The sequence below is a fragment of the Vibrio sp. Vb1018 genome, from assembly GCF_033338775.1.
In the GTDB taxonomy this organism is placed as follows: Bacteria; Pseudomonadota; Gammaproteobacteria; order Enterobacterales; family Vibrionaceae; genus Vibrio; species Vibrio alginolyticus.
This window is the reverse complement of record NZ_JAWOTI010000004.1, coordinates 135,558-161,339: the sequence shown is the minus strand read 5'-3', so window position 1 is coordinate 161,339 and position 25,782 is coordinate 135,558. Positions and strand designations below refer to the sequence as shown.

Annotated in this window: 24 protein-coding genes; 9 read left to right on the top strand and 15 right to left on the bottom strand. The window is 44.8% G+C overall.

Features of this window, described 5'->3' with window-relative positions:
* Nucleotides 1-440: 440 nt before the first annotated feature.
* On the top strand, nucleotides 441-776 hold the full coding sequence (locus R7Z10_RS06835; protein WP_115386676.1) for an Hpt domain-containing protein: 336 nt from the start codon (nucleotides 441-443) through the stop codon (nucleotides 774-776).
* Between the two features lie 34 nt (nucleotides 777-810).
* Nucleotides 811-1,002, top strand: a complete 192-nt coding sequence (locus R7Z10_RS06830) for a hypothetical protein (RefSeq protein ID WP_025767706.1) — start codon at nucleotides 811-813, stop codon at nucleotides 1,000-1,002.
* A gap of 70 nt (nucleotides 1,003-1,072) precedes the next feature.
* Here the strand turns inward: R7Z10_RS06830 and R7Z10_RS06825 are convergent, their stop codons facing one another.
* From R7Z10_RS06825 to R7Z10_RS06810, 4 genes are all read right to left on the bottom strand, one after another.
* Entirely contained in the window at nucleotides 1,073-1,534 is a 462-nt protein-coding gene (locus tag R7Z10_RS06825; RefSeq protein WP_025998580.1) for an ATP-binding protein, read from the bottom strand.
* Entirely contained in the window at nucleotides 1,515-2,744 is a 1,230-nt protein-coding gene (locus R7Z10_RS06820; RefSeq protein WP_005375910.1) for a PP2C family protein-serine/threonine phosphatase, read from the bottom strand. The genes R7Z10_RS06825 and R7Z10_RS06820 overlap by 20 nt, the downstream gene beginning before the upstream one ends.
* Nucleotides 2,745-2,773: 29 nt before the next feature.
* A complete protein-coding gene (locus tag R7Z10_RS06815) occupies nucleotides 2,774-3,034 on the bottom strand; it encodes a hypothetical protein (protein ID WP_005375908.1) in 261 nt (86 codons plus the stop codon).
* Nucleotides 3,035-3,254: 220 nt separating this feature from the next.
* Entirely contained in the window at nucleotides 3,255-3,869 is a 615-nt protein-coding gene (locus R7Z10_RS06810; RefSeq protein ID WP_033907003.1) for a glutathione S-transferase family protein, read from the bottom strand.
* 284 nt (nucleotides 3,870-4,153) lie between these two features.
* On the opposite strand from R7Z10_RS06810, the gene R7Z10_RS06805 reads away from it, so the two are divergent.
* Together R7Z10_RS06805 and R7Z10_RS06800 are read left to right on the top strand one after the other, a co-directional pair.
* Nucleotides 4,154-4,729 carry a TetR/AcrR family transcriptional regulator gene (locus R7Z10_RS06805; protein WP_009701863.1) on the top strand — a complete coding sequence of 192 codons (576 nt, stop codon included), beginning with the start codon at nucleotides 4,154-4,156 and terminating at the stop codon, nucleotides 4,727-4,729.
* A gap of 1 nt (nucleotide 4,730) precedes the next feature.
* Nucleotides 4,731-5,135 carry a PPC domain-containing DNA-binding protein gene (locus R7Z10_RS06800; RefSeq protein ID WP_213962415.1) on the top strand — a complete coding sequence of 135 codons (405 nt, stop codon included), beginning with the start codon at nucleotides 4,731-4,733 and terminating at the stop codon, nucleotides 5,133-5,135.
* A gap of 98 nt (nucleotides 5,136-5,233) precedes the next feature.
* Here the strand turns inward: R7Z10_RS06800 and nirD are convergent, their stop codons facing one another.
* The 11 genes from nirD to R7Z10_RS06745 all read right to left on the bottom strand — a co-directional run bounded on the left by nirD (nucleotide 5,234) and on the right by R7Z10_RS06745 (nucleotide 18,684).
* A complete protein-coding gene (nirD, locus tag R7Z10_RS06795) occupies nucleotides 5,234-5,569 on the bottom strand; it encodes a nitrite reductase small subunit NirD (protein ID WP_042764613.1) in 336 nt (111 codons plus the stop codon).
* Nucleotides 5,570-8,089, bottom strand: coding sequence for a nitrite reductase large subunit NirB (gene nirB / locus R7Z10_RS06790; RefSeq protein ID WP_318104427.1), 2,520 nt, complete (start codon nucleotides 8,087-8,089; stop codon nucleotides 5,570-5,572). It abuts the gene before it with no gap.
* A 10-nt stretch (nucleotides 8,090-8,099) separates the two neighbouring features.
* Nucleotides 8,100-8,936, bottom strand: coding sequence for an ABC transporter ATP-binding protein (locus R7Z10_RS06785; RefSeq protein WP_318104424.1), 837 nt, complete (start codon nucleotides 8,934-8,936; stop codon nucleotides 8,100-8,102).
* Nucleotides 8,937-8,947: 11 nt separating this feature from the next.
* Entirely contained in the window at nucleotides 8,948-9,913 is a 966-nt protein-coding gene (locus R7Z10_RS06780; protein ID WP_318104422.1) for an ABC transporter permease, read from the bottom strand.
* 72 nt (nucleotides 9,914-9,985) lie between these two features.
* Complete coding sequence (locus R7Z10_RS06775; RefSeq protein WP_045417805.1) at nucleotides 9,986-11,350, bottom strand: CmpA/NrtA family ABC transporter substrate-binding protein; 1,365 nt, start codon at nucleotides 11,348-11,350, stop codon at nucleotides 9,986-9,988.
* 265 nt (nucleotides 11,351-11,615) lie between these two features.
* Nucleotides 11,616-12,197 (bottom strand): ANTAR domain-containing response regulator, encoded by a 582-nt coding sequence (locus tag R7Z10_RS06770; RefSeq protein ID WP_012842515.1) that lies wholly within the window; start codon nucleotides 12,195-12,197, stop codon nucleotides 11,616-11,618.
* Nucleotides 12,198-12,270: 73 nt separating this feature from the next.
* Entirely contained in the window at nucleotides 12,271-13,188 is a 918-nt protein-coding gene (locus R7Z10_RS06765; RefSeq protein ID WP_009704599.1) for a dienelactone hydrolase family protein, read from the bottom strand.
* A gap of 229 nt (nucleotides 13,189-13,417) precedes the next feature.
* Complete coding sequence (locus R7Z10_RS06760) at nucleotides 13,418-14,371, bottom strand: glycosyl transferase family protein (RefSeq protein ID WP_213972159.1); 954 nt, start codon at nucleotides 14,369-14,371, stop codon at nucleotides 13,418-13,420.
* Nucleotides 14,368-15,273, bottom strand: coding sequence for a uroporphyrinogen-III C-methyltransferase (cobA, locus tag R7Z10_RS06755; RefSeq protein WP_226083059.1), 906 nt, complete (start codon nucleotides 15,271-15,273; stop codon nucleotides 14,368-14,370). Before cobA ends, R7Z10_RS06760 begins: the two co-directional genes overlap by 4 nt.
* 20 nt (nucleotides 15,274-15,293) lie before the next feature.
* On the bottom strand, nucleotides 15,294-17,957 hold the full coding sequence (locus R7Z10_RS06750) for a molybdopterin-dependent oxidoreductase (protein WP_318104417.1): 2,664 nt from the start codon (nucleotides 17,955-17,957) through the stop codon (nucleotides 15,294-15,296).
* Between the two features lie 292 nt (nucleotides 17,958-18,249).
* Entirely contained in the window at nucleotides 18,250-18,684 is a 435-nt protein-coding gene (locus R7Z10_RS06745; protein WP_005375870.1) for a GNAT family N-acetyltransferase, read from the bottom strand.
* Between the two features lie 379 nt (nucleotides 18,685-19,063).
* Between R7Z10_RS06745 and R7Z10_RS06740 the strand changes: the two genes are divergently transcribed.
* The 5 genes from R7Z10_RS06740 (at nucleotide 19,064) to R7Z10_RS06720 (ending at nucleotide 25,690) form a co-directional block, all read left to right on the top strand.
* Nucleotides 19,064-20,320: an aromatic amino acid transport family protein gene (locus R7Z10_RS06740; RefSeq protein WP_017820237.1), complete on the top strand. Its 1,257-nt coding sequence runs from the start codon at nucleotides 19,064-19,066 to the stop codon at nucleotides 20,318-20,320.
* Nucleotides 20,321-20,930: 610 nt separating this feature from the next.
* A complete protein-coding gene (locus tag R7Z10_RS06735; RefSeq protein WP_318104415.1) occupies nucleotides 20,931-22,844 on the top strand; it encodes a tetratricopeptide repeat-containing diguanylate cyclase in 1,914 nt (637 codons plus the stop codon).
* A gap of 10 nt (nucleotides 22,845-22,854) precedes the next feature.
* Nucleotides 22,855-23,196, top strand: a complete 342-nt coding sequence (locus tag R7Z10_RS06730; RefSeq protein ID WP_033906993.1) for a hypothetical protein — start codon at nucleotides 22,855-22,857, stop codon at nucleotides 23,194-23,196.
* Between the two features lie 247 nt (nucleotides 23,197-23,443).
* Entirely contained in the window at nucleotides 23,444-25,222 is a 1,779-nt protein-coding gene (locus R7Z10_RS06725) for a S8 family peptidase (protein ID WP_318104413.1), read from the top strand.
* Between the two features lie 12 nt (nucleotides 25,223-25,234).
* Nucleotides 25,235-25,690, top strand: coding sequence for a hypothetical protein (locus R7Z10_RS06720; RefSeq protein ID WP_025767689.1), 456 nt, complete (start codon nucleotides 25,235-25,237; stop codon nucleotides 25,688-25,690).
* Nucleotides 25,691-25,782: the final 92 nt, after the last annotated feature.

Below are 25,782 nucleotides of genomic sequence, written 5' to 3'. Positions count from 1 at the left end.
AAAAGGGACGCGAGTCCCTTTTTTGCCGTAGATTACTTGCCAATATGCAACTAGATTGCTAATTTATACTTGTACTTAATGAGGAGAGTTAGCCTTGACTGAAGGAATAGTCAAAGTTGGCGAACGTCTGGCGTCCGTATGTAATGATAGCCTTAAACTAGGACTGCAAGACACTTACCGACTCGGCGTTTTACTTGGAAACATCCCCTTTGCTACTTGTGTTAAAAACACGCGAGTTGAAGTTTTTTCATCCCTACATTTCGACCATTGCCGTTTGGATATAAGTCAAAATATCTTTAACAATGACTTTCTTTTTGTAAGTTTATCTCAAGCGACAAGCAAACTATTTCTGCTCAAATACTGGTTATGCCATTCATACCTTCGGCTAAGCCTTCATTATCCGAAACATTCCTCTACCTCAACGTTTAATAGGGGTATACATGATTAATTTTGATGTTCTCAATACATACATGGATAACGACGTAGATCTGATCGTCACTGTTTTTTCTACATACCTTGAAGATCACACGAATGATATAGAGCGTATAGATGAGCTATATACAAGCAGATGTTGGTCAGAACTCTATCTATTAGCGCATAGTTTAAAGGGCATTCTAGAGAGTTTCGGAGAAGACACCGCGGTCATTGCGTTTCAAAGAATAGAAGAAAAAACCAGAAACGATACAGCGCCAGATAGCTCAGATATAGCTATAGTTACTAAAGAGCTAGCTGCAATTAATCAACAAATCTTCGCTTACTTGAAGAATATGCAATAAAGAAATTCAAGGCTTAACTGGGGGAAATATGGCAATGAATAATAGCAATTTCAGGGAGTTGATTGAGTCTCTCAAAGACCTAACACCAACTCAAAAAAGGTACTTACTTAGCCGTACAAAGATGGCGCTAGATGATGAAAGTAATATGTTAAACATCAGTGATATTCTAACACCAGAAGAGTTGGAGGCGTTACTATCACCGGCACCAACAACGAATACAAAATAACAATGATATACAACGCAACCGTCAGATTAACGCTAGGGACCAAGTGAAGCAAATCGACTTTGCTTGGTTGTTAGTTTCTCTCCCTATTCCTTTTCACTACAACAAACGTATTGTTTTCGAAACCTTTTTCCAATGTAAACAGGTCAGATAATTGAGCGACTAACATCAGTCCGCGACCAGAGGAGGACCAACTATCGTCATCCATTAAGTTAGGTGCCTCAATCTGTTTATTTTTATGTTGGATGAACGTCTTTTCATTGATCGGCGCTCCGCAATCAGAGACTCTCAGTTCCACGAAACCGGACACTTGGTCATCCCCAACCCTACACTCCACTTCAATTGGCAGGCCTTCTATTTCACTGTAAGAATGAATATAAGCGTTATTCATGAGCTCAACGACACAAAGCTCCAATGATTGAATTGCATTTAAGGGGATTTGATGACCCATCAAAAACCGAACAACGTCTTTGCTCGCACTTCGTGAGTGAGTAAGGGAGCTCCCGTAAGTTCGTTTAAATTCGCTCTTTGACATTCTTTTCCTTAAAATCGAGCCTCTCACCATGCCATTTTACCTGTAAAAGGCTGGCATCATCATCAAACTCATCTTCGTTGTGCCAAGATTGTACTTTTTTAAAGACGTCTCCCACTTGATCTTCAACTGGCAGCGTGCAAACAGCTTTTATACTCGATGCCAATCGTTGTAGTGAAAACATCTCCTCACCCTGCCTCGCTTCAATCAAACCATCCGAATAAAGCCACAATGCATCGCCCTCATCTAGACTAATTTGGTTACCGCTATATTCTATCGGCTGCATTGCACCAACGATAAAGTTATCGTCACCTATCTGTTCCATCGTGTTCGTACTCGCTCGCCAAACTAAGATCCTGGGGTGGCCAGCCGTGCAATAGCTAAGTCGCCCTGATTTTGTGTTAAGAATGGCGTAAGCCATAGTAAAGTAAAGTTGACTGTTTCTAGTTTGCTGATAACGCCGATTTAGCCGTTCAATCACAGATGCTGGCTCACTTACGCAATAGCAGTCATCTCTCAACTCCATCGTGATCGAATCAGGCCCCTGACTTTGAGATAGTGTCTGTTGAATAGAAAAAGCCATCAAAGCTGAAGAAATACCATGACCAGAAACATCACATACATAAAACGCAACATGTTGTTCATCGAGCTCCAAATACCCCAACATATCACCACCAATCTGGGAGCATGGTCTGTAGACATAACTAAACTGTATATTTTGGATAGTTGATTCAGCAGGGAGTAGTTGCTCCATCAGTTGACTCGCAGACTGCAGGTCTTGGTGAATTGTTTGGTAGGCCGCATCTAGCTCTTTATTTCTCTCAACGAGTTTGTTGTGCAGTTCTAAAGTACGAAACCCCGCACGGATTCTGGCCTGAAGTTCCTCTACAGACGTCTTCTTATCTACGAAATCATCTGCGCCAGCATCAATGCCTTTCACGATCGAACTTTGGTCATTTCTAGAAGACAGTAGAACAAAAAAAATGTAACGTTCGCTAACTTTAGATTTTAATTGGCGACACAATTCAATACCATTAATTCCAGGCATCATTAAATCACTCAGCACAAACTGAATATCAGGGCGGTGGGTTAGCACTTCGAGCGCCGCTCGTCCGTCTTCAACAGCAAGCACTTCATAGCCTTGCTTTTCCAATGCACTGCTGATGTAAAGCAGTACTGTTTTACTGTCATCGACCAAAAGAATGGGTTTCATCTGCCTCCTTAAAGTGGTTGCTATACTGGCTAACGCAAAACACTAGTCACTGACTGCTCATTTCTAAAACGGCTGTAGTCTTCGGCTAATAATTGGTGTTGATATCGAGTGTAAGACAACGCTTCATTAGAAATTAGTATCTGATGCTCTTTTTCGATTAACTGACTTTGCAGCCTTTCAATCTGTTCATTCTGCTGTGTGTAATTGAGGTACAGTGCGAATAGACCAAAAACCGAAACCATTAACAGGGCGATTAGAATATTATTGATAGTTTTCACTTGAATATTCATGACCTCTCCTTGTCTATTATTAGACTTTCCATGATGAAAGAGAGCGTCTACGGACCAAGAGCTCAAGGCTCTAAAACGCAACGAAGCAAATTGAGGTTGTTTTTCCAATTATAGGCGATAGGAGAAAAAATAAGAAAAATCTGAAAAAATTTGAATATCCTGCTGAGTTAAGAATCGGTAAGGTGGTAGCAGCGAGCTATCATCCACTCGCTGCAATACATTAACTCTGAAATGCAGGTCTAGCTAAAATTTGGTTATACCATCGAGCAATGTTTGGCGACGTCGATAGCACATCAATTTCTAGGCCTTTAATTGCGAAACTGATCAAAATAAAGCCTGTTATATCGACGATAGTAAAATGGTCTACGGCGATAAAATCATTATGTTCAAGACGCTTGTCTAAGACAGGCAGAAATTCGTAGACGCGTTGTTTTGATTCTTCGCCCCATGCTTCAACACAACGTTCTCTGTCTCCATAAACTCCGGTCATGTTTCGAAACGCCTGAAATGCCGCATTTAGTCCTTGGAACTCCACCACACGATGCCACATTTCTACCTGAGCACGTTCGAGCTGGTTAGCACCAAACAGCGCCAGATCATTTCCAAACGCTTCATCTAGGTAGCGACAAATCGCCACGCTTTCACAGATCGTCGTACCATCATCCAGTTCCAGCAGAGGCACTTTGCCATTCACGCTTTTCGATTTAAACGGTTCAGATAGGTTATCGCCCTCACGAACGTTCAGCGCAATTCGCTCAACCTCGCCACCGATTTCCTTCAGAAAAATGCTAACTCGCTTACAACTTGGAGTCATTGCGGTTTCATAGAGCTTCATTTCACATCCTTTTATCTTTTTCTAACCGATTGGTTAGGATATACTGTAGTCAGTTTATAAACGATCAGTCAAGAACTTCACTATCAAAAATTTTCAAACAGTTGTGGGTCTGTTTGCTGAGCGAGATTTTTGATGCCGTTTGTGAGTTCACATGAATTTGGGGGCTGATACCCAAGAATAGATGGGTATTCATCATATTGGTTCAGTTCTAACGCTAGAGGTTCTCTGTACCATCCCTCCAAAGCAATTTAATTACCCAATAAGCAGACCCAGGCAGGTAATTTATGGCAAGAAAAGCCAACTTCGACCGAGATGAAAAGCTTCTCGTGGCTATGGATGTGTTTTGGCGCAAGGGCTTTGCGAACACGTCTATCTCGGATCTCACCGACGAACTGAACATCAACCGCTTCAGTCTTTACAACACCTATGGTGACAAGCAACAGCTCTACTACGAAGCGCTCGATACTTACTTAAAAAAGGTCTCGCTACCGTCACTGAATGATTTGGAAAAAGACGACGCGTCTTTACCTGAGTTGGAATCGTTCCTTAAATCTTTTGCTGATCTGCAACGCAAACGCAGCTGTGGGTGTTTTATCCAAAATGCGTTGATTGAGCACGCTGGTGAAGACGATGATGTACTGCGCAAAGGACATTTTTTGTTCGACCATCTTATCGACATCATTGCGGATGCGCTGACCAATGCGCAAAAAGAAACCTTAGTGCCGAAAACGCTGAAACCAGAAGAACTCGCTCGTTTCGTTCTCAACAACATGCAAGGCATGCGCGTACTTGGCAAAGCCAAACGTTATGCCGACTTGGATACCGCGCTTTCCTGCTTGCTGGTTTTGATTAGGAAGTGACATGTCGATTGAAGTGATAGCAGTACGTCTTACCAAAGGCATGGACTTAAAGCTGAGCCTAGCGAAATTGGTCGAGCAGTATGGTATCAAAGCAGGCTCGATTGCCTCATGCGTTGGCTGTATCTCTGACCTCAACCTTCGTTTGGCAGGTGCAGAGAGTACGTTAACCAAACAAGAGCCATTTGAAATCGTCTCTGTGATGGGAACCCTAACGCCTGAACATCAACACGTTCATATCTCGGTGTCTGATCGTGAGGGACGAGTTTGGGGTGGGCATTTAATGGAAGGCACGGTTATAGATACCACCGCAGAATTGATCATCCATTCTTACTCAAAACTTGAGTTTACCAGAGCGATGGACGACTCGACTGGCTATACCGAACTCCAAGTGAATCCTTCCAAATAGTAAAAAGCTCCAGAGCCATACTGTGCTGTCTCTGGAGCTTTATTCGCTTATCTCTTACGCTAAGAATTTACTCATATCGAGCAGGCAAATTTCTAGGATCACTCTTCGACTAAATAACAAACCTGATTATCGTCGACTGTTACTTGCCACGTTTTTAGACAGTGCGCATCGTCTTCCAGACATTGCCCACTCTTTAAACTGAAGTGCTGTTTATACAGTGGTGATGCAACACACATCTCACCATCAATATCACCGACAATCCCTCGACTCATCACATAAGCCTTACCAATTGGGTCCCAATCTTGAACGGCGTAAACACCGCTATCAGGAATGTAGAATAGCGCGACATGCTCGCCTTCAATCAATACAGTGGCACCGATGAACGGCATTAGGTCATCAAGCTGACACAATTTCACTTTGGTTAAAGCTGCCATTTACACCTCCTGTTTCACTGGAATACGCTGACCGCGCACACGCTGGTAAGGCAAGACTTTGCTGCCCGACGTGCTGTTCAAGAAAGGACGGAAGCGTTGCAGTTTTTGAGGATTATCCAGCGTACTCTTCCACTCACATTGATAGGTATCTATGACTCGCGCCATTTGCTCATCCAATGCATCACATAGGTTGAGAGAGTCATCCAAAATCACTTGTTTAAGGTAATCTAAGCCCCCTTCCATGTTCTCCATCCACACCGACGTGCGCTGCAAGCGATCAGCGGTGCTGACGTAGAACATCAAGACTCGGTCGATCATGGTGATCAACTCTGATTTAGATAAGTCGGATGCAAACAAATCAGCGTGTCTTGGTCTCATGCCGCCATTACCACACACATATAGATTCCAGCCGTTTTCAGTGGCGATCACCCCAATGTCTTTACTTTGTGCTTCTGCACACTCGCGAGTACAGCCCGATACGGCAAACTTAAGCTTATGGGGCGCTCGCAATCCTTTGTAGCGGTTCTCTAACTCAATGGCTAATCCAACTGAATCATCAACACCATAGCGACACCAAGTAGAACCGACACAAGATTTCACGGTGCGTACCGATTTACCGTAGGCATGTCCTGTTTCAAAACCAGCATCAATCAAGGTTTGCCAGATTTCTGGGAGTTGCTCTAACTGCGCACCAAATAAATCCACGCGCTGACCGCCAGTGATCTTGGTGTACAAATCATATTGCTGAGCAACTTCGCCTAGCACGATAAGTTTGTCTGGTGTAATTTCGCCGCCCGGAACACGAGGTACAATCGAGTAAGAGCCGTCTTTTTGCAGGTTCGCCATAAAGGCATCGTTGGAATCTTGCAGAGATTGATGCTGTGGTTCCATGATGTGTTCATTCCACAAAGAAGCAAACACAGATGCTGCTGTCGGCTTACAAATATCACACCCATGCCCTTTGCCATGCAGTGCGATTAAGGTGTCGAAGTCTTTGATTTGTTCCACTTGGCAAATATGGAACATCTCTTGGCGACTTAACTCAAAGTGCTCACAAAGGTGGTTGTTAACCTCTACCCCCATGGCTGCCAATTGAGTATCCAATACCGACTTGACCATATTGCTACAGCCACCACAGCCAGTACCGGCTTTAGTGTTTGCTTTAAGATCCGTCAGGTTGGTAGTGCCAGCTTGAATCTCGGCAACTAAGTCGCCTTTTGTGACGTTGTGACAAGAACAGATGATGGCGCTGTCTGGCATCTCTCCATCAAGCATTCCGGTATCAAACAGCAGGTTCGCTGCGTGGTCTGGCAGGACCGTTTTGTTCAAATAACACTGTAAGAGCGCATCGTAATCGCTGTTGTCACCAACAAGAATTGCACCAAGCAATTGGGTACCACTCGCATCAACCACCAGCTTTTTGTAGATGCCTGCAACCGCATCTTGCAATACCATTTCTTGTGCGCCTTCGGTTTGCATTTGTGCATCGCCGATAGACGCCACATCTACCCCAAGCAGCTTAAGTTTAGTGCTCATGTCTGCACCTTTGAAACCTTCGCTTGGCATCCCAGTCAAGACATCGGCAGTGGTTCTCGCCATAGTGTAACCGGGTGCGACTAAACCAAAGATCTTCTGCTCCCAAAGGGCACATTCGCCAATCGCGTATATGTTCTCATCGCTGGTTTGGCATTGGTTGTTGATCACAATGCCGCCTCGCTCACCGACTTCTAGCTCGGCCAATCTTGCCAACTCATCTTGAGGGCGAATGCCTGCGGAAAAGACAATCACATCCACTTCGAGAGGATCTTTGTCTTTAAACACCATACGATGCTTAGCCGTTTCACCATCGCAGATTCGCTCCGTACCCGTTGAGGTGTGAACGGTTAGCCCTAGCGCTTCAATCTTCTCTTTTAGCACTAAGCCAGCACCATCATCTAACTGCACGGGCATCAGGCGGGGTGCAAATTCAATAACGTGAGTTTCTAGCCCCAATAGTTTGAGTGCGTTTGCCGCTTCTAAACCCAACAAGCCGCCGCCAATCACTGCGCCTGTTCTTGCGCCTTCACATGCCTTTTTGATTTGTGAAAGATCATCAAGCGTGCGATAGACAAACACGTTGTCGCGGTCTTTGCCTTCAATTGGCGGCACAAATGGGTAAGAACCGGTCGCGAGCACAAGTTCGTCGTAACCCAGCACATCTTCACCATCAAGAAGAATGCGCTTTTGCTCTCTGTTGATGCCTGTTACTTGGCTGCCAAGTACGAGTTGGATGCCATGCATGTCGTACCATTCTTGGTTGCTCAGCATCAAATCATCATGAGACTTACCCGCAAACAAAGAGGACAACTGTACACGGTCATACGCGATAAAGCGCTCTGCACCAATCACGGTAATTCGGTGCTCCAAATGCGCGTTTTTCTGCACTAATTGCTCGACGAGGTGTTGCCCGACCATACCGTTGCCTACCACAACGATGTGGCTCAATGCGTTCTTTACTGGAATCGTTAAAGGACTGTTCATCGCTGCCTCCTTATGCCGTTTGCGCTGCGGTTTTGGGTTTGTCTTCTTTCGAAGCAGGAATCTCGACTTTGGATTGCTTCTCATAAAGGAACTTCAACACCGCTTGTCGACACTTCTGATACTGCGCATCATCCGCCAGTGCGACACGCTCACGAGGACGCGGTAGATTCACTTCCAACACTTCACCAATAGTTGCCGCCGGTCCGTTGGTCATCATCACGATTTTGTCGGATAGCAGCACCGCTTCATCCACATCGTGAGTAATCATGATGACGGTGTTGTTTAGCTCGGCTTGAATCTTCATCAGTGCATCCTGTAAATACGCGCGTGTTAGCGCATCCAACGCGCCAAATGGTTCATCCATCAGCAGAACCTTTGGTTGAAGTGCCAGTGCTCTCGCGATGCCGACTCGCTGCTTCATACCACCCGAGATTTCATCGGGCTTTTTGTGCGCGGCATGCTGCATTTGAATCAACTCCAAATAGTGGTTCACTTGTTCCTGAATCCACGCTTTGCCCTTTTTGCCGGCAATTTGTTTTACTGCGAGCTCAACGTTTTGATACACGGTTAACCAAGGCAATAATGAATGGTTTTGGAACACCACTGCGCGGTCGGGTCCCGGTCCTGCCACCTCTCGTCCATCGACGATCACGCCGCCGTCTGTTGGCATGTGTAGACCCGCAACTAAGTTCAATACCGTTGATTTACCGCAGCCAGAGTGGCCAATCAGGGATACAAACTCACCTTTATTGATTTGTAAATCGACGTTCTTAAGCGCGATGAACTCGCCATCTGGCGTTGGGAATCGCATCCCTAAACGCGTTAGATCTAATAATGCTTTTTCCATGATCTTTTCCCTTATCTCAACGCTTGTTGTTTATTCCAAGACAGCCACTTTTGAAGTTGCAACATGCCTCTATCGAGCATCAATCCAATAAAGCCGATGGTGATGACCGCGACCATAATGCGACCCAATGATGCCGAGCTGCCGTTTTGGAATTCATCCCAAACGAACTTGCCTAACCCAGGGTTCTGCGCGAGCATTTCTGCCGCAATCAATACCATCCAAGCGATACCTAAAGAGAGACGTAAACCGGTGAAGATCATTGGAATGGCAGAAGGTAAAACGATGGTGCGTATGTGCTGCCACCACGAAAGTTGGAGTACTTTGCTCACGTTGATTAAGTCTTTATCAACGCTCGTTACACCCACAGCGGTGTTAATCAGCGTCGGCCATAAGCTACACAGCGCCACAGTGATTAGAGAGTTAATGAACGACTTAGCAAACATCGGGTCATCACTCACATAAGTGGCACTTACCACCATGGTAACGATGGGTAGCCAAGCTAAAGGTGATACGGGCTTGAGCAATTGAATGATTGGGTTGAACGCTTGATACAGCCCTTGATTAAGACCAAGCACGATGCCAAGTGGAATCGCTATAATCGTCGCCAGCAGAAAGCCCGCTGTCACAGTCACTAAGCTTGTTATGATTTGGTCGAAGAACGTCGGTTTACCTGTGTAAGGACGAATCTTCACTTCCGCATCCGGATTCTTGACTAACTTCGCAGCATTGCGTTTTTCCTGACGTTCGATAAACGCTTGTTCCTTTTCTCGCTCTTGCCAATGGTCATCGACAAGGTTGCTGAACTGCTGAAAAGTTTGCACAGGCCCCGGTAGCGTACCTAATGAGGTTTGCACTTCTCTCGCTGCTAAGTGCCACATTGCCAAAAAGATCAGCAAACCAATGACGGGCAAAAGTACCAACCGACTTCGGTTCACTACCTGCTTAGCAGGAAACAGGGAAATGACATTACTAGACATACTCACTCCTAAGAAATTTACATCCTTGTTGCCACAAGCGAATTCCCTCGCCTGTGGCGTTTATCGTTATGGTTAAACCTTGTCTTTTCCTTTAAGCCCGATAGAGAACTTCTCTAGATATTTATTTGGCTCGCGACCGTCATAAACGATGTTGTCGATAAAGTGTGTTTGTGGCGCACGGAAACCATCTTCAGCACTAAAATCTGGGAAGTCTTTTTTGCTCAACACACCATCTTCAATTAGCGCTTGAGCTGCTTGTTGGTAGATATCTGGACGGTAAACCTCTTTCGCCACATCCATGTACCAATCATCGGATTTCTCGCTTGAGATTTGTCCCCAACGGCGCATTTGAGTCAGATACCAAATCGCATCGCTGTAATACGGATACGTGGCGTTATGACGGAAGAACACGTTGAAGTCTGGCACGTCTCGTTTGTCGCCTTTCTCGTATTCAAATGTGCCGGTCATTGAGTTGGCGATAACTTCGGCATCGGCTCCGACGTACTCGCTTTTTGATAGCATCTTCACTGCTTCTTGGCGGTTGGCATTGTCGTTTTCATCCAACCAATGTGCCGCTCGAATCAAGGCTTTAACTACGCGAATGTGCGTGTTTGGATACTTCTCAGCCCAAGCTTTGGAGACACCAAATACTTTCTCTGGGTTGTTCTTCCAGATTTCGTAGTCGGTCACGACTGGTGTGCCAATGCCTTTGAATACGGCTTGCTGGTTCCATGGTTCGCCCACGCAGTACCCTTTGATCGTGCCCGCTTCCATCGTCGCTGGCATTTGTGGTGGCGGTGTAACACTCAAAAGAACGTCAGCATCCAACTGACCACTGTTGTCACCTGATTCTGGGGCATAAAAACCTGGATGGATCCCACCCGCTGCTAACCAGTATCGCAACTCATAGTTGTGCGTCGATACAGGGAACACCATGCCCATGTTGAACGGTTTGCCTTTATCCAGATAGCTGTCGACCACAGGCTTCAGTGCATCCGCTTTGATTGGGTGAACAGGTTTGCCATCTGGTTGTTTGGGAATGTACTGCTTCATCTGTTCCCAAGTATCATTGGAAACCGTGATTGCGTTGCCGTTCAAATCCATACTGAACGCGGTAATCACTTCTGCTTTTGTGCCGACACCAATCGTCGCGCCCAATGGCTGACCAGCAAGCATGTGCGCGCCCGCAAGCTCACCATCGATGACTCGGTCTAAAAGCACCTTCCAGTTTGCTTGCGCTTCTAAAGTGACGTACAAGCCTTCGTCTTCAAAAAAGCCTTTCTCATAAGCAACCGCCAGCGGTGCCATATCAGTTAACTTAATAAAACCAAACTTCAGGTCTTCAATTTCTGGCTCACCCAACTCTGCCTTTACGCTGACCGCGGTGAATACCGATAACGAAATTGCTGACACTTTCAGCATCGAACTCCATTTCATTGGTTTGCTCCCATAAAAAAAGCGCCACTACTCCGAAGAGCAGTAGCGCCGTTGCTAAGTCTACAATTACCGCCGTTGATAATTGAGATAAGCGATTCAACAATAAACCCAATTCTACTAATCCAATTACTGTGCCAACTTATTTTTCACATTAAATACAATGAATTAGCTTGTTCTACCGTTTCTTATTCCCTGTTATTGCTTGCTGATAGTGCAACACGCACCACGTTAGAAAACGTACTCTAACCCCAAAGTGGTAGAGCAACTAATCAAGCACCTCCAAAGTAGTTATCAAATTCTTGGCAACTTGTGCGAGCGTTTGGCTCGATTGCATGGCTGAATTTCTAAGTGCTTTATAAGCCTGTTCTTCATCAACGCTGTGCATCTTCATCAGCAGACCTTTGGCTTTTTCCACCAGCTTGCGCTCTTCAATCTTATGGGTCAGCGATTCAATTTCCGATTGCATACTTTCGAATTTCGCTCTCACTAGTGTCGCATGTTCAATCCAAGGCTGAAGCGCAAACTCACTATCGTGCGGCATGAGCACATAGTCCATTTTTTCTGATAACCGATTGATATCATTAGATGATAACTGCTTTAAGACGATAAGAAGTGGTGCCGATTTTCTGCGGCAGAAATCGACGATCAAACGCAGTTCCGCGGTTGGTTGCTGCCATCCAACCACAACGCTTGCCGACGGTTCTCGTTGCATTAACGTTTCTAGTTGTGCCAATTGGCAACCGATGATGTTGTCGTAATCTTTGCTCAATAAGCCGGACAATCGAGCCTGCTCTTGTAGGCTATCACAGCACACTATGATGGGTGTTTTTGACGTTGATTGAGTCATGCACATTCCTTGTTTATATCTCACTCACTAAGAGAGACATAACAAGGAATGTGCCAACTAAAGTAGATGCCTTTTAACTAGAAGCGAGATGTTCTTTGAAGAAGCCGAGTGTGCGTTCCCAAGCGAGCGCTGCTTCTTCTGGAGCGTAGCGTGCCGTTGAGTCGTTATGGAAGCCGTGGTTGACGTTTTCATACATTAACGCTTGATACTGTGCGTCGGTCGCGATTAACTGCTGCTCATAGGCAGGCCATGTGTCGTTAACACGCTTATCGAGCCCTGCAAAGTGAATCATCAACGGTCCTTTGACTTGCTTTTGGATCTCTTGTGCCGCTGGTGTTCCATAAAAAGGCACACCTGCATCGAGCTCTTCAGGCATTACCGCTGCAAGCATATTGACAATGTATCCACCGAAGCAGAATCCAACCGCGCCCAATTTACCGTTTCCACCCTCGTATTGTTTGAGGAAGTTAGCGGCTGCAATAAAGTCTTGTTCGATCTTGGCTCTGTCCATCTCTTTCTGCATGGCGCGCCCCTCATCGTCGTTCCCCGGATAGCCGCCGAGTGGATAAAGTGCGTCTGGAGCGAAAGCAATAAAGCCATCCTTTGCAAGTCGTCTTGCGACATCTTTGATATAAGGGTTCAGACCTCGATTTTCATGAATCACCAACACGGTCGGCGATTTTAAGGTCTTCTTCTGTGGCATCACCAAATAACCACGCCCTTCTCCATGCCCATTTGGAGATGGAAAGGTTTCGTAAGTTGCTTTGATGTCAGGATCGTTAAATGAAACTTGTTCTGCGAGTGCATAATTCGGGGTTAGCGCGTCGACCAGTGCTGTCATGCTAAAGCCAAGCACAGCAAGGCCACCCAGCCTATTTAGAAACTCACGGCGCGAGATTTTTCCGTGGGCGTATTCGTCGTACCAATCGAAGGCTTCTTGCGGGATCGGATGAGAAGCCTTTTCACTAGGAGTGGTATGCTTTAGAACCATTATCCATGTCCTCTGTGTCTTACCATATGGGATTTTCTCATTCTCAAACGCGAAGCTAAAAACGAACGCGATTGAGGCTAAAACTGCGGTTTCACCACTCTGATACGAAGCAAGGTGGTGAAACACATCATTGGCGAGCTAGGATCTTTTACCTTCTTCAAACAATAGATAATGGATTCAGATTCAACAACTTTGCGTCGTTGGTTTTACATTAATTGACAATAGTGCGTCATTGCTGGGCGCAATAGGCTTGCCAGTAAGAGAAGGCTCGTTCGAATGCTTTTTCTCTGTCGTGCATTTGTGCAAATAGCACCACTGTCATGGTGGCAAGAACCGTATTCGCCATTTGGTTCATGTCATCTTCTGACGTCCCAAACGGGCAGTTCGCAGGCATTGTCACCTCAGACAGCATTTGCTCCGTCCAGTAGTGCGATGTCACGCCGCTTGTTTGGCTTAACCAGACCGTTTGGCTTACTTTCGGGTTGTATTCTGACTCACCCGATTGTCCTTTGAAGGACACAACAGCATGAGCGGTTTGACCAATCTCGTATTCGACTTCAGCATGAAGTTGTTGGAATCCAGGATGGAAGCTACCACGAATACCAACCGTCGCCTGCCCCGGATTCAATGCTCGAACCACAGTATTAATCGGCGTTCTAAGCCCATAACGATTCTTCCAACCGATCATGGTTTCTGCTTGAGGAGCGAACGCACTGAGCGGCAGATACACGATGTTTTGTGTGTCTAAGACACGTTTTGCGTCTTCGGCTGATTCCGCTTTCTTGATAGCAAACTTGTCGAGGTAATCTTCAGCATGCAAACGACCAGATTGACGGTCGTGATAACCATGCATCAGCACTTTATGGCCATTATCGGCGAGGATCTTCGCTGCCAACAGGTGCCAAGGTTGACCTGCCGCTTCACGTTTACCTGCATAACATGGCCAGTCGATGTCTGCACCAATAGCAGGCATGCGGGATTGGAATGCTTTCACAAAGCCGGCGATTTCTTGTTGAGTCTCGTTCTGTACACGAATCAGCATCAATAACATTGCCATCTGATCGTCATCGCACTCACCGTTTAGGTATTCATCCATAACTCGAAACGCTTGGTCAAAGTTCAGTGGTTTTCTACCACGTTCGCCACGACCGACTGTTCTAATACATTCCAAAATGCTGCTCATATTCCCTCGTATTTCGTCACTGACTGTACGGTTTCTATTAGTTGTTCGCGCAGTTTGACAACTTCTCCCATCACAATCAATGCTGGACTCACGCCTTTAAGTGTAATCGATAAATCATTGAGCTGATTGAGTTGTGTAACGTGCACTCGTTGTTGAGGGCTGCAACCATGAGTGATGATCGCGACAGGGAAATCTTCTCTCAAACCGGAGCCTAATAAACCCGTTTGTATTTGCGATGACTTTTCTAACCCCATATAGAAGACTAACGTTTGTCCGCTTTGCATCAGTTGGCTCCAAGCCTCAAATGCGCCTGTTACCACTTGCCCTGTCACAAAGGTAACGCTGCGAGCAACGCCACGATGAGTCAGCGGAATCAAGCTGTTTGCGGAACACCCAATCGCAGCAGTAATACCGGGGATGACTTCGTAAGCGATTGAGTGTTTGACGAGTGCTAACGCCTCTTCACCTCCACGGCCAAATACAAAAGGATCTCCCCCTTTTAAGCGTACAACTCGCTTTCCTTGTTGAGCGAGCGACACCATCAAATCACAGATTTCTTCCTGACCAATACTGGGTTGTCCGCATCGTTTGCCCACGTAAATCCAATCGGCTTGTGGCGAAGCCAACTCCAAAATATCTTTGTTAACCAAACGGTCGTACAACAGAACCTCTGCCGACATAATCGCTTTCACTGCCTTTACGGTTAACAAGTCTGGATCGTGCGGCCCAGCTCCGACAATCGAGACAAAACCTTCCTGGTTCGCGTCTAGGTTTACTGAATGGTCTTCTAAAAGTTGGCTCAGTTTGCTTGCTTGATCATGCTTAGAAAAGCGAGACGAGCGTTCTTCTTTCTGATTCGCTTGTCCTTTCTTAAACCAAGACTTTTGATAAGGCGCCTCCATGTGCTTATCCTCTTTGTGACTTACTTTATTTGAATCGCCAGACTTTGCTGGCTCGCTTGCTGTTTGCCCTTTTGATGCTGATGGCTGTCGACCATTTGTTTGATTTGAGAAACGCACGAGCCACAGTTAGTGCCGCATTTGAGTTTGTTTTGAAGTTGAGTCAGTGAAGTGCAGTCTTGTTTCTCCATCGCGTCATGTATTTGTTTATCGGTGACGCGGAAACAACTACAAACCAGTTTGGCGCTACTTTGCGATTGAGTGATGGTAAGCAGTTGCGATAGCTCCATCGGTTTGCCAATCAAGCCGGTAAAGTTGGTGTAGTCGGTTTGAATCGGTTCACTAGACACCACTAAAACAGAACGAATGATACGAACGTCTCCAACAAGGTCGTAATCCACTGCTAACCAACCTTGGGCAATATCTATCGTAATTCTGCGGCTCTTTTCCGTTCGACAAAAACTCTGCTTCTTTGGTCGCTTATCGTGTGCAAAGCGCCAAATGCCCAAATTGCTTTCTGCTTGAAATGCGCTGTAGAGAAATTTACCGGAATCAAACTGTGTACCGATGAACATACCGTAGGTTTTTACCGCCGCATCTTGCACTTCAACATAAGACGACTTAAACGCAGGCTGCCCGGAAATAGGGTCTTTTGCGCTGTTTACTATCGCGTTAACACTGCTTTCACCGCCATATCGACCCGCCCAGTGCATTGACATAAATAGCTCTTGAAAACCCAAACCTTCATCAATTGCAACTTTGGCATAAATACTGGTGTTTGAAGTAGGCTGAAACAGCTTGGTGAGTTGTCCTGCTTTTAAGCGATTTTGAGTTGCAGAGAGTGTGTTCATGTACACGGTTGGTTCTAACTCAGAGGCGGCAAGGTGTGCGATATGACCTGTGCGCGTCATGGTATGCCATTGATCACGTTGCCTGCCCGTATTGAGCCACCAGCCTTTTGTTCTTTCTAAACGCGTAGGAGATTCACTGGTCACGACAAAACGTGCTTTACCATCTGGGTGCGAATAGATGCCATCAGCAAAAGGACGCTCTCCTCCCCATTGTGTCGGCATCCACTCTTCGTATTCTTGCTCGGTTAAGTTGGCGTATTGAGAAAGATCTAGCTTCAATGGCGAATCTGCATTCATGCCTGTCATCGCGGCATATTCCCTGAATACCGCCCGCTCAGAAGTAAACGCAAAGCCATTTTGTATCTTTTCCAATGCACACAGAGCTTGCCCGACTTGGCTTATCGCCCACCAATCTGATTTTGCTTCACCCGGAGGCGTTTGAAACTGGCGCTGCCTTGAAAGTCGACGCTCAGAATTGGTCACCATGCCTTGCTTCTCCCCCCAGCCAGCGGCGGGTAGCAATAGGTCCGCGTAATGCGCTACATCCGAATCCGCTGTGATATCGGAAACAATCACAAACGGACAAATCTCTAGTGCTCGTTTTACCAATTGGTTATCTGGCAAAGAGACAACAGGATTAGTTGCCATGATCCACAGAACTTTAATCTCACCACGTTCTACCGCCTCAAACAATTCAACGGCTTTTAAACCGGGCTGAGTGGCAATTTCTGGTGAATCCCAGAACGCTTGCACTTGCTCGATAGACTCTGCGTCAAAAGCACGATGAACCGCTAATTGATTTGCCAGTCCACCGACTTCTCGCCCACCCATTGCATTCGGTTGACCTGTAATAGAAAACGGCCCGCAACCTGACTTGGCAATTTTACCTGTCGCCAAATGTGCATTAATAATGGCATTGCCTTTATCGACACCATTTTCGGCTTGGTTAACCCCTTGGCAAAACAATGTGATTGCGGTTGGGCTTTGCGCAAACCATTGGAAGAATGTCGTGAGTTTTACTTCTGAAATGCCAATGGAAGACGTCAAATTAGTGATATCGTAACGCAAATCAGCAACTTCTTCTGCAAGCACCTCAAACCCGTCGGTATAGGAGTTTATGTATAGAGAATCAATGTATTGCTGCTCAATAAGAAACTTAAGCAACCCATTAAAAAGTGATACATCCCCATCGTTTTTAATCGGTAGATGCAAATCGGCTTGCTGCGCTGTGACCGTTTCACGCGGGTCAATGACCACTAGCTTGAGGTTAGGATTGTTTTCTCTCGCTTGTTGAATACGTCGGAATAAAACAGGATGCGTCCAAGCGGTATTAGCACCGCAAATTATCAATAGCTCAGTCTTATCAATATCGTCGTAATTGACGGGAACGACATCTTCACCAAATGCTCGTACATGAGCCGCAACCGCCGAAGACATACACAAACGCGAGTTCGTATCGATGTTTGCGCTGCCAACATAGCCTTTCATGAGTTTGTTGGCGACGTAATAGTCTTCCGTTAACAACTGCCCTGACACGTACATCGCGACGGAATCCGGTCCAAACTCCGCTTTCGCTTGATGAATCTTTTCAGCAATCAGAGCCGTGGCTTGTTGCCATTGCACCTCTTGCCCTTGAGGTCGTTGCTTGGTGACAAGCTTTGGATACAACAAGCGCGAAGGCATATTCAAACTCTCTGCCAGCGCGACACCCTTCACGCACAGTGATCCCGCATTTGCAGGATGACACGCATCCCCAACGATTCCTTTCGCATTGACCTCGACACCACATCCAACACCACAATAGGGACAAGTGGTTTTTTTGCATCCTTGCGACATAACACCTCCAGTGCGATTCAGCCCAACTTACTAGCAAAAAAAAGCCTCTCCCGAATCGAGAGAGGCAACAATGCCTTTAACGCTGTTAGTACATTTTCAAAAAGTAATACCCTATACCGCTCTCGCCTGCTATTAAGAGCGGCGCATCGAGTTATCGATGAACGTTTATGTAAAGCAAGTGAGGTGCCAAGATTAAAAACCCTTACTATACAAAAGGTTAGATTAAAACCAATTATAGCAACGTAATGCTACGCACTGATTGTGTGCAAATTTCGGTCATTATCGTGCAGTATTACTTTACTAATTCCATAACTAACCTGGATTCTTCGTCACCAAAATAATGCGCTTCTTCTTCTAACGTTTTAAAGCCAAGGGAGAGGTATAAAGACAATGCAGGTTGGTTCTTAGGATCGACAGTCAATTTCACGCTTGAGCCTAACGTCAACGGCGCAATAACGTTTTCTAGGAGGGAACGCGCAATACCTTTACCTCTATGTTGAATATCGACGGCCAATGACATGATCCAATATTGATGTGCATTTGTGCTAGTCGTTAGCAATATATACCCTGCGACCTGCTCTCCCTCTTTTGCTACCAGTAAACTCTCTCCCCAACAATCAAAAGCTTGCCGAAAGAAAAATTGAGGATAGGCGTGTTCTCCAAATAAAGTATTTTCGAGCTTATATATGGCAAATAAGTCCTCTTTTTGCGCAGACAAGATGTCCATTCAATGACTCCTTCTTTAACATGAATGGCAGCAGTATACCTAAATCTCATCTAAATGACGGGACACAAACATCTCAATTAAGTGCTTAAGAAATGTAATATTCTTCCTGAAAATTAGGCCTAACTCACTTAGAACATACATCTGTGATTAAGTTTTAACCACAAAATCAAAAACCACACAAGATGAAAATTTCAACACATACAACCATTAAACAAATTAAATTTAAGAACTTTATTCTGGTTTATTGAAAAATTCATAGTTGGATAATTTACAACCACACCAAATCCACAGCATTATTCACCAAGCTTCGCATGTGATAATAAACACTAAAACCTTTACCATTTTCAGCATTATTATTTTTATAAAAGCGAGTTTTAAAGTGAAAGAATCTCGAAATGCCTTAAATCCTAGTGAAATAAACACAACCACAGCTTGGTCAAAACATGATACACATTGGGTTCTTAGCCTATTTGGAACGGCCGTTGGCGCAGGCATCCTGTTTCTGCCAATTAACCTTGGGATTGGTGGTTTTTGGCCTTTAGTCGCGATGGCAGTACTTGCTTTTCCAATGACCTATCTTGCGCACCGTGGCTTAGCTCGTTTTGTACTATCTTCTAAGATCAAAAACGCAGACTTCACTGATGTAGTGGAAGAGCACTTCGGCGCAAAAGCAGGCCGTTCTATTTCACTGCTGTATTTTCTTTCGATCTTCCCGATCCTGTTGATATATGGGGTTGGAATAACAAACACAGTAGATAGCTTCATGGTAAATCAGGCTGATATGGCTTCTTTACCTAGACCTTTGCTTTCTGGCGTACTAGTGTTTGCACTAATTGCTATTATGATGGCGGGTGAAAAAGTAATGCTACGGGCCTTTGCCATTATGGTGTTCCCACTTGTTGCCATTCTTGCCTTTCTATCATTTTACTTAATACCGAACTGGACCATGCCTGTCATGGATGTGCCAGAAGCGTCAGCTTTTGCTAGCACTATGTGGTTAGCAGTTCCTGTAGTGATTTTCTCGTTTAGTCACGCAGCTGCAATTTCAAGCTTTGCAAATGTACAACGTCGCCATTACGGTAAGCAGGCAGATGCCAAATCCGAAGTTATTCTTCGTCGCACTAGCATCATGCTGATTGCCTTTGTTCTTATTTTTGTATTTTCCTGTGTGCTAACACTGTCACCTGAACAATTGGCTCAAGCAAAAGAACAAAACGTATCCGTATTGTCTTACTTAGCGAACGCAACCGATAATCCATTTATTGCAACACTTGGTCCTTTAGTAGCGTTTGTTGCTATCACTTCATCTTTCCTTGGGCATTTTTTAGGTGCGCGTGAAAGCTTAAATGGTTTAATTAACAAGCATTTTAACCTATCTGAGAAGCGTGTTGATCGTATCAGCGTGGCAGCACTGTTCTTCTCAATCTGGGCGGCGGCGATCATGAACCCAAGTATTCTTGGTATGATGGAAGCATTGTCAGGGCCTGTTATTGCAATGATCTTATTTATTATGCCAATGTTAGCGGTGTATAAAATCGAGGCGATGAAACAATATCGAGGAAATGTCTCTACTTACTTTGTTCTAGCAGCAGGCATTGTGGCGGTAAGTGCATTGATTTTTAGCTTCTTCAGCTAATAACTAAAGACTAGCTTGGATTTTCAGGGGAATACCTTACACAAGGTTAAGGTGATTCCCTGAATTTTCTTACTCTTTAAAAGGTAATCATCGTTACCCTTGACTCTTAAATAAGAGCGAAAACACCCGCAATCATAAGTACTGAAGCAATGCAGGTACGGCCGATAATGCCGAAGTGCGAAGGTTGAATCATTTCATTATGCATAGTTAATCTCCTATTTATTATAAAAGCCATTTTTTATTGGCTTAATAACACTATGTCTAATATCCAGTTTTTTAACAACCCATACAAACATTAAATATTTATGACAGAAACGTAATTTTTTACACTTCACCCTGATTTCGAGCGATGAATCCGCGGCTTAAATCATTAGATTGAGTCCACCGAATATGCTCGCCTACCTGTCATCGTTACCTTGTCTATACCATCGTCTAATCATTGCATAAGTTTTCAATAGGTTTTGTTTTATAAATCATAATATTATAGAGAGCCTTCTCGTCTCTCACTCCCAAAACACTTTACCACTGGGAATCCATCCGCACTTAACCAACAAGAAATGGTAGACTTAACTGGTATTCGGTTAAGAGATCACATTTTATTAATACGCTCATGCACTTCTCAATTAAAAAACTGGCTTGCGCACTTTGTACTGCACTTGGACTTTTCTTGCATCCCACCAACGTACTGGCGAGTACCGAAAAGCAAGCTTATCTGGAAGAACACATTTCAGCAGAAAGCAAGCCCATGTTAAAACTCTACTTTCGCTCGATGGGTAAGCCGCGATCAATTCAAAAAGATGAGTTAAATGCGCCACAGAATGCATCAGCGGAGTCTCTTGCTCTGTATTACTTTGCACGAAAGTACCTTAAGCGTTACGAAGGCGTTCCATTACCGAAAGATATGCCCGATTTAATCGAATTCGGTAAAAAGCACCATTTGGAATGGGTCGTCGCTGAAGCACAGCTCAATAAGGCTGTAACAATGATTGAGCAAGACGATAACTGGAACGCAGAATTGTTACTCCATGACGTTGTTTCTACAGCCCGTGATCTTGGTTATCTAGCATTAGAAGGCCGTGCTTACCGCTGGTTAGGCAATCTAGAAGTATCTCGCAATCAACTACGCAGTGGCCTAAAATATTATCGCAATGCCTATGAGTTATTAGAAAAAACAGTGTTTGAAATACAAGTCGCGATGACACTGAACAACATTGGGACGGTCTACATCGACGCATCAGATTGGGCTCGGGCCAACAGTTACCTAACGCAAGCTCTCGACACTTACCTAGAGAGCGAATATCAATACGATAATAGCTTTTTTATGGGGGTTATCTACGCAAACCTTAGCATCGTTCACTCGAGCCTCGGAGATAACAAAAAAGCGGAATATTATTTCAATGAAGCCATTCGACTTTCAATGCAAACGGGGTCGGACACAGTCAAGCACCACTCTTTATCCAGCTTTTCACAAATGTTGAGCTCGGTAGGAAAAATTGATGATGCATTAATGGTCGCACAACGTTGCGTAGACCTGCCCATTCCAAAAAATCTAGAAATGCTAAAAACGTCTTGTTACGAGGCATTTGCAGAGGCTTACCTCGCAAACAAACAATACGATAAAGCTATTACAACAGCGCTTAACGTTCTAGAACAAACCAAATCAACCAGTGAATTAGAGCTGCGTCAGCGTATTGATATGCTTTCGGTACTGGTAAACGCTCATCAAATTCTTAATGACTATGAAGCGGCTTTTCATTATTTAACCCAATTAAGAGAGCTAGAGGCTGAGTTTTCTCATCATATTCATGGTGAAGAGATGATTAACATTAAGTTTGACCTCGAAGCTAAGTTAGCCCAGAAAGAACTCAAATTGCTAGAAACAAAAAATGCGCTACAAGCCTCTGAACTGCGTTCACAGCGCTATCGAGAAATGTTCTACTTTATCGCTATTACGGCAATTGGTGTCGTTGGTTTTCGTTACGTACTGCGCGTTAGACGTATTAATAAAGCACTCACTCAAGAAAATACTACCGATCCGTTAACTCAACTGCATAACCGTCGCTATCTTCACATTTGGCTGGACAAAATGGCTCGTAGAAGCCCAGATAGAACATTTGCCTTAGCAGTTTTAGATGTTGATCATTTTAAAACCTTTAATGATCAATATGGACACGATATTGGCGATAAAATGCTGACTCATATTGCCACGCTATTTAATGAATCCACCCGCTCTGGTGACCTACTCATTCGTTGGGGTGGAGAAGAGTTTGTCCTATTATTCGAAGTACAGCGAGTTGAAGATTGCGCTAAGTTTTTGGAGCGATTGAGATATACTGTTGAAAACACACCATTGGTGGTTGACTCTAAACCATTAAGCGCGACAATTTCCCTTGGAGCAGTGGACAAACTGTCGGCACAAACAATTAAACAAGAATGGGATCAGTGGTTTTTCTTGGCAGACCAAGCTTTGTATGATGCGAAGCAAGCTGGCAGAAACCAGTTCATCATTCACCCTACATCATAAAAAAGCACACATGAAAAAAAATCTAATCATTATTACTTTTGCGCCTCTATTTCTTATGGCGTGCAGTAATCAGCAAGCATCTCAACTGGGAATGCGCAGCAGCAGTGTCAACGTATATGCCCAGCAAATGAGTAACACTCAACTATGTGAAACTCTCTACTACAACCGTGCAACCAACCAAACCAAAGTGGCGATTGGTGCTGAGTTCAATCGACGTGGATTAAACAAAAAGTGGTGTGATAAAGAATTCGATAAGTTGTACATTAAAAAGTGGATTGATAATGTGCTGCCTAAGGAAAAAGCCGAACCTAAGAAACCAATGGCAACTATTCAACCCGCTTCAACTAAATAACCCCCTCTTGAAGCAGACGGTACACTAGTATTTTCTGCTTTTCACTTTTCATGCATGTTCGATACGACATATAAAAACCTCATGGTTTCAGTAAATTAACAAAGACTTATGTTGTCCATCGAACTTTTAATGTAAACAAGTTGTAAATGGTTTTCGTCCTTATTCTTTGTCGTTAGCTTTGTTTGTTCCTGTTAGCGGAATATGAAACAGGAACTAAAAAATTCCAAACAAAGACATGAGGTCAAAAATGGAAATACGCATTAATCGCCTATTTGCCGCTATGTTGGCAGTAGGCATTGCACCTGCCGTCTCGGCGTTTGATCCACTCTATTCTGAACAATGGCACTTAGACAACACGGGGCAAACTGCGTTTGCGGCTAATCCTGCTGTTGCTGGGAACGACTTAAACACTAAGCTCACTCAGGCAATGGGGATTGCAGGTGTTGGTGTGAAAGTTGCCGTCATTGATTCTGGAGTGCAGATCGATCACCCCGACCTTGCAGGTAATATAGTTATAGGTAGCAGAAACTTCGTCGAAGACTCTTCATTCCCACTAAGTTATCCGGTTGATACTAATGGTCATGGCACTGCTGTAGCCGGTTTGATTAGCGCCGTCGGCAACAACGGTGAAGGCGGACGCGGTGTCGCTTCTCACTCTTCCCTCATTGGTTTTAACTGGTTAGCCAACCAGACATTAGAAGGTTGGTTAATCTCCCATGGCATGGACCCAGCAACACGTGATGTTCGCGTATTTAACCAAAGTTACGGTTTCAGCCCTATAAACCCGATTACTTTTGATGAAAGCGACCCTCAACTAAAACTTGAAATGGACGTGATGAAAAACGTCAGCGAGAGTAACGCCTGGGGTCGAGGTGCTGTATTTGTAAAGTCAGCAGGTAATGGTTACCGCTATTTCAATGCAGGGCGATTCTTCGTATTGCCAAGTAACTTCTTTGCTGGTGGAGACAATCAAGGCTTACCGATGCACAACTCTGCTCAGTCTTATGATAACGCCAATTACTTCAATTTAGTCACTAGTGCACTACGAGCGGATGGTACGCGAGCGAGTTACTCATCGGTGGGTTCGAACGTGTGGATTGCAGCACCAGCAGGTGAATATGGGCAAGATTTCCCTGCTATGGTCACCACTGATTTAATGGGTTGTGAAGAAGGGCAAAATACCAGTGAAGGCCTTGGCATTAATGGGTTACACGGCGGAACGGAGCTCGATCCGAACTGTAACTATACCAGTACGATGAACGGAACCTCATCGGCTGCGCCAAACACATCGGGTGCCATCGCAGCAATCATGTCAACCAACCACGCACTTTCTGCTCGTGATGTACGTGCTTTACTAGCGGAGACAGCAAAAGTAACGGATAAAGCGCATCCAGGCGTACAGCTTGAATTTACTAACCATAAAGGTGAACAGGTTAGCTACGAGGCAATTGCCCCTTGGCAGAAAAACGCAGCAGGCGTAGATTTCCATACTTTTTATGGCTTCGGCGCTGTAGATTTAGATGAAGCGATGCAACGTGCTCGCATGACGAATCGTGTTTTACCAGCTCAAGTCATTACGCCATGGGTTAATAACGCTACAGAAGTAAGTGTACCCGATGCAAGTCTAGTTGGTGGTTCTTCAAGTATCGCCATTGCCGATGAGCTGACAGTAGAATCCGTTCAAGTGACATTGACATTGGACCACGCTCGTCTGCCCGACTTAGCTATTGAGCTCATTTCGCCATCAGGGACTCGTTCCGTTTTGCAAACACCGCGCAATGGTCTTGTTGGTCAATCTCTTGATCCAACGATTACAGGCTACAAAGATCAATTAATGTTGTCTAACCAATTTTATGGCGAAGATGCAAAAGGCGAATGGACGTTGCGAGCAATAGATACGAACGGCGATGAAGTCTATTCTTACATTGCATATTTCAACTCTTCCACCACCTATGACGTTCCGATGGCAAACAACGCTCAACCCGGTGTTATTAAGAACTGGTCGATGCGCATATTTGGACACTAAGGAGTCAATAACATGAAATACAAATCATTTTCTATGCTGGCTCTCGTTATCATGACGTCGAGTGTATACGCAGAGCAACAGCTCTCTCAACAACCTGCACCAGAACTGTTTGTGCCATCAGAAGCGGTTGAGATTAATGGCCAAGACTATCGAAAAGTGCAAACTGGCACTGTTAGAACCCTATCTGAAGACGTAAAACTTCAAGCGGGTGATGAGGTGTTTAAGAATGCGTTTAGTAACGTATCCAAAGCCACTGGACTGGTTTACATCACCGTAAACAATCCTAACGAAGCGAAAGCAGTCGCCAAAGAGTTAAAATTAGAAGTTATCTTCGCAGAGGGGGAATCAGCGGTGTTAAAAGCATCTCAAGATCAAGATCTGCTAAGTATTAGCGACTACCTAAATGCAGACAGCCGGGTAAAAGCGTCTAAAATTGAACTAAACAGCGGTAAATACCGTGCACAATAATTCTCTAACAAGAGAAGTTGGCCTGTAAAACCATGCCTCAGCGATTGCTGAGGCATTTTTATGGGTAGGAACAGATACGCTATTATTCTTTA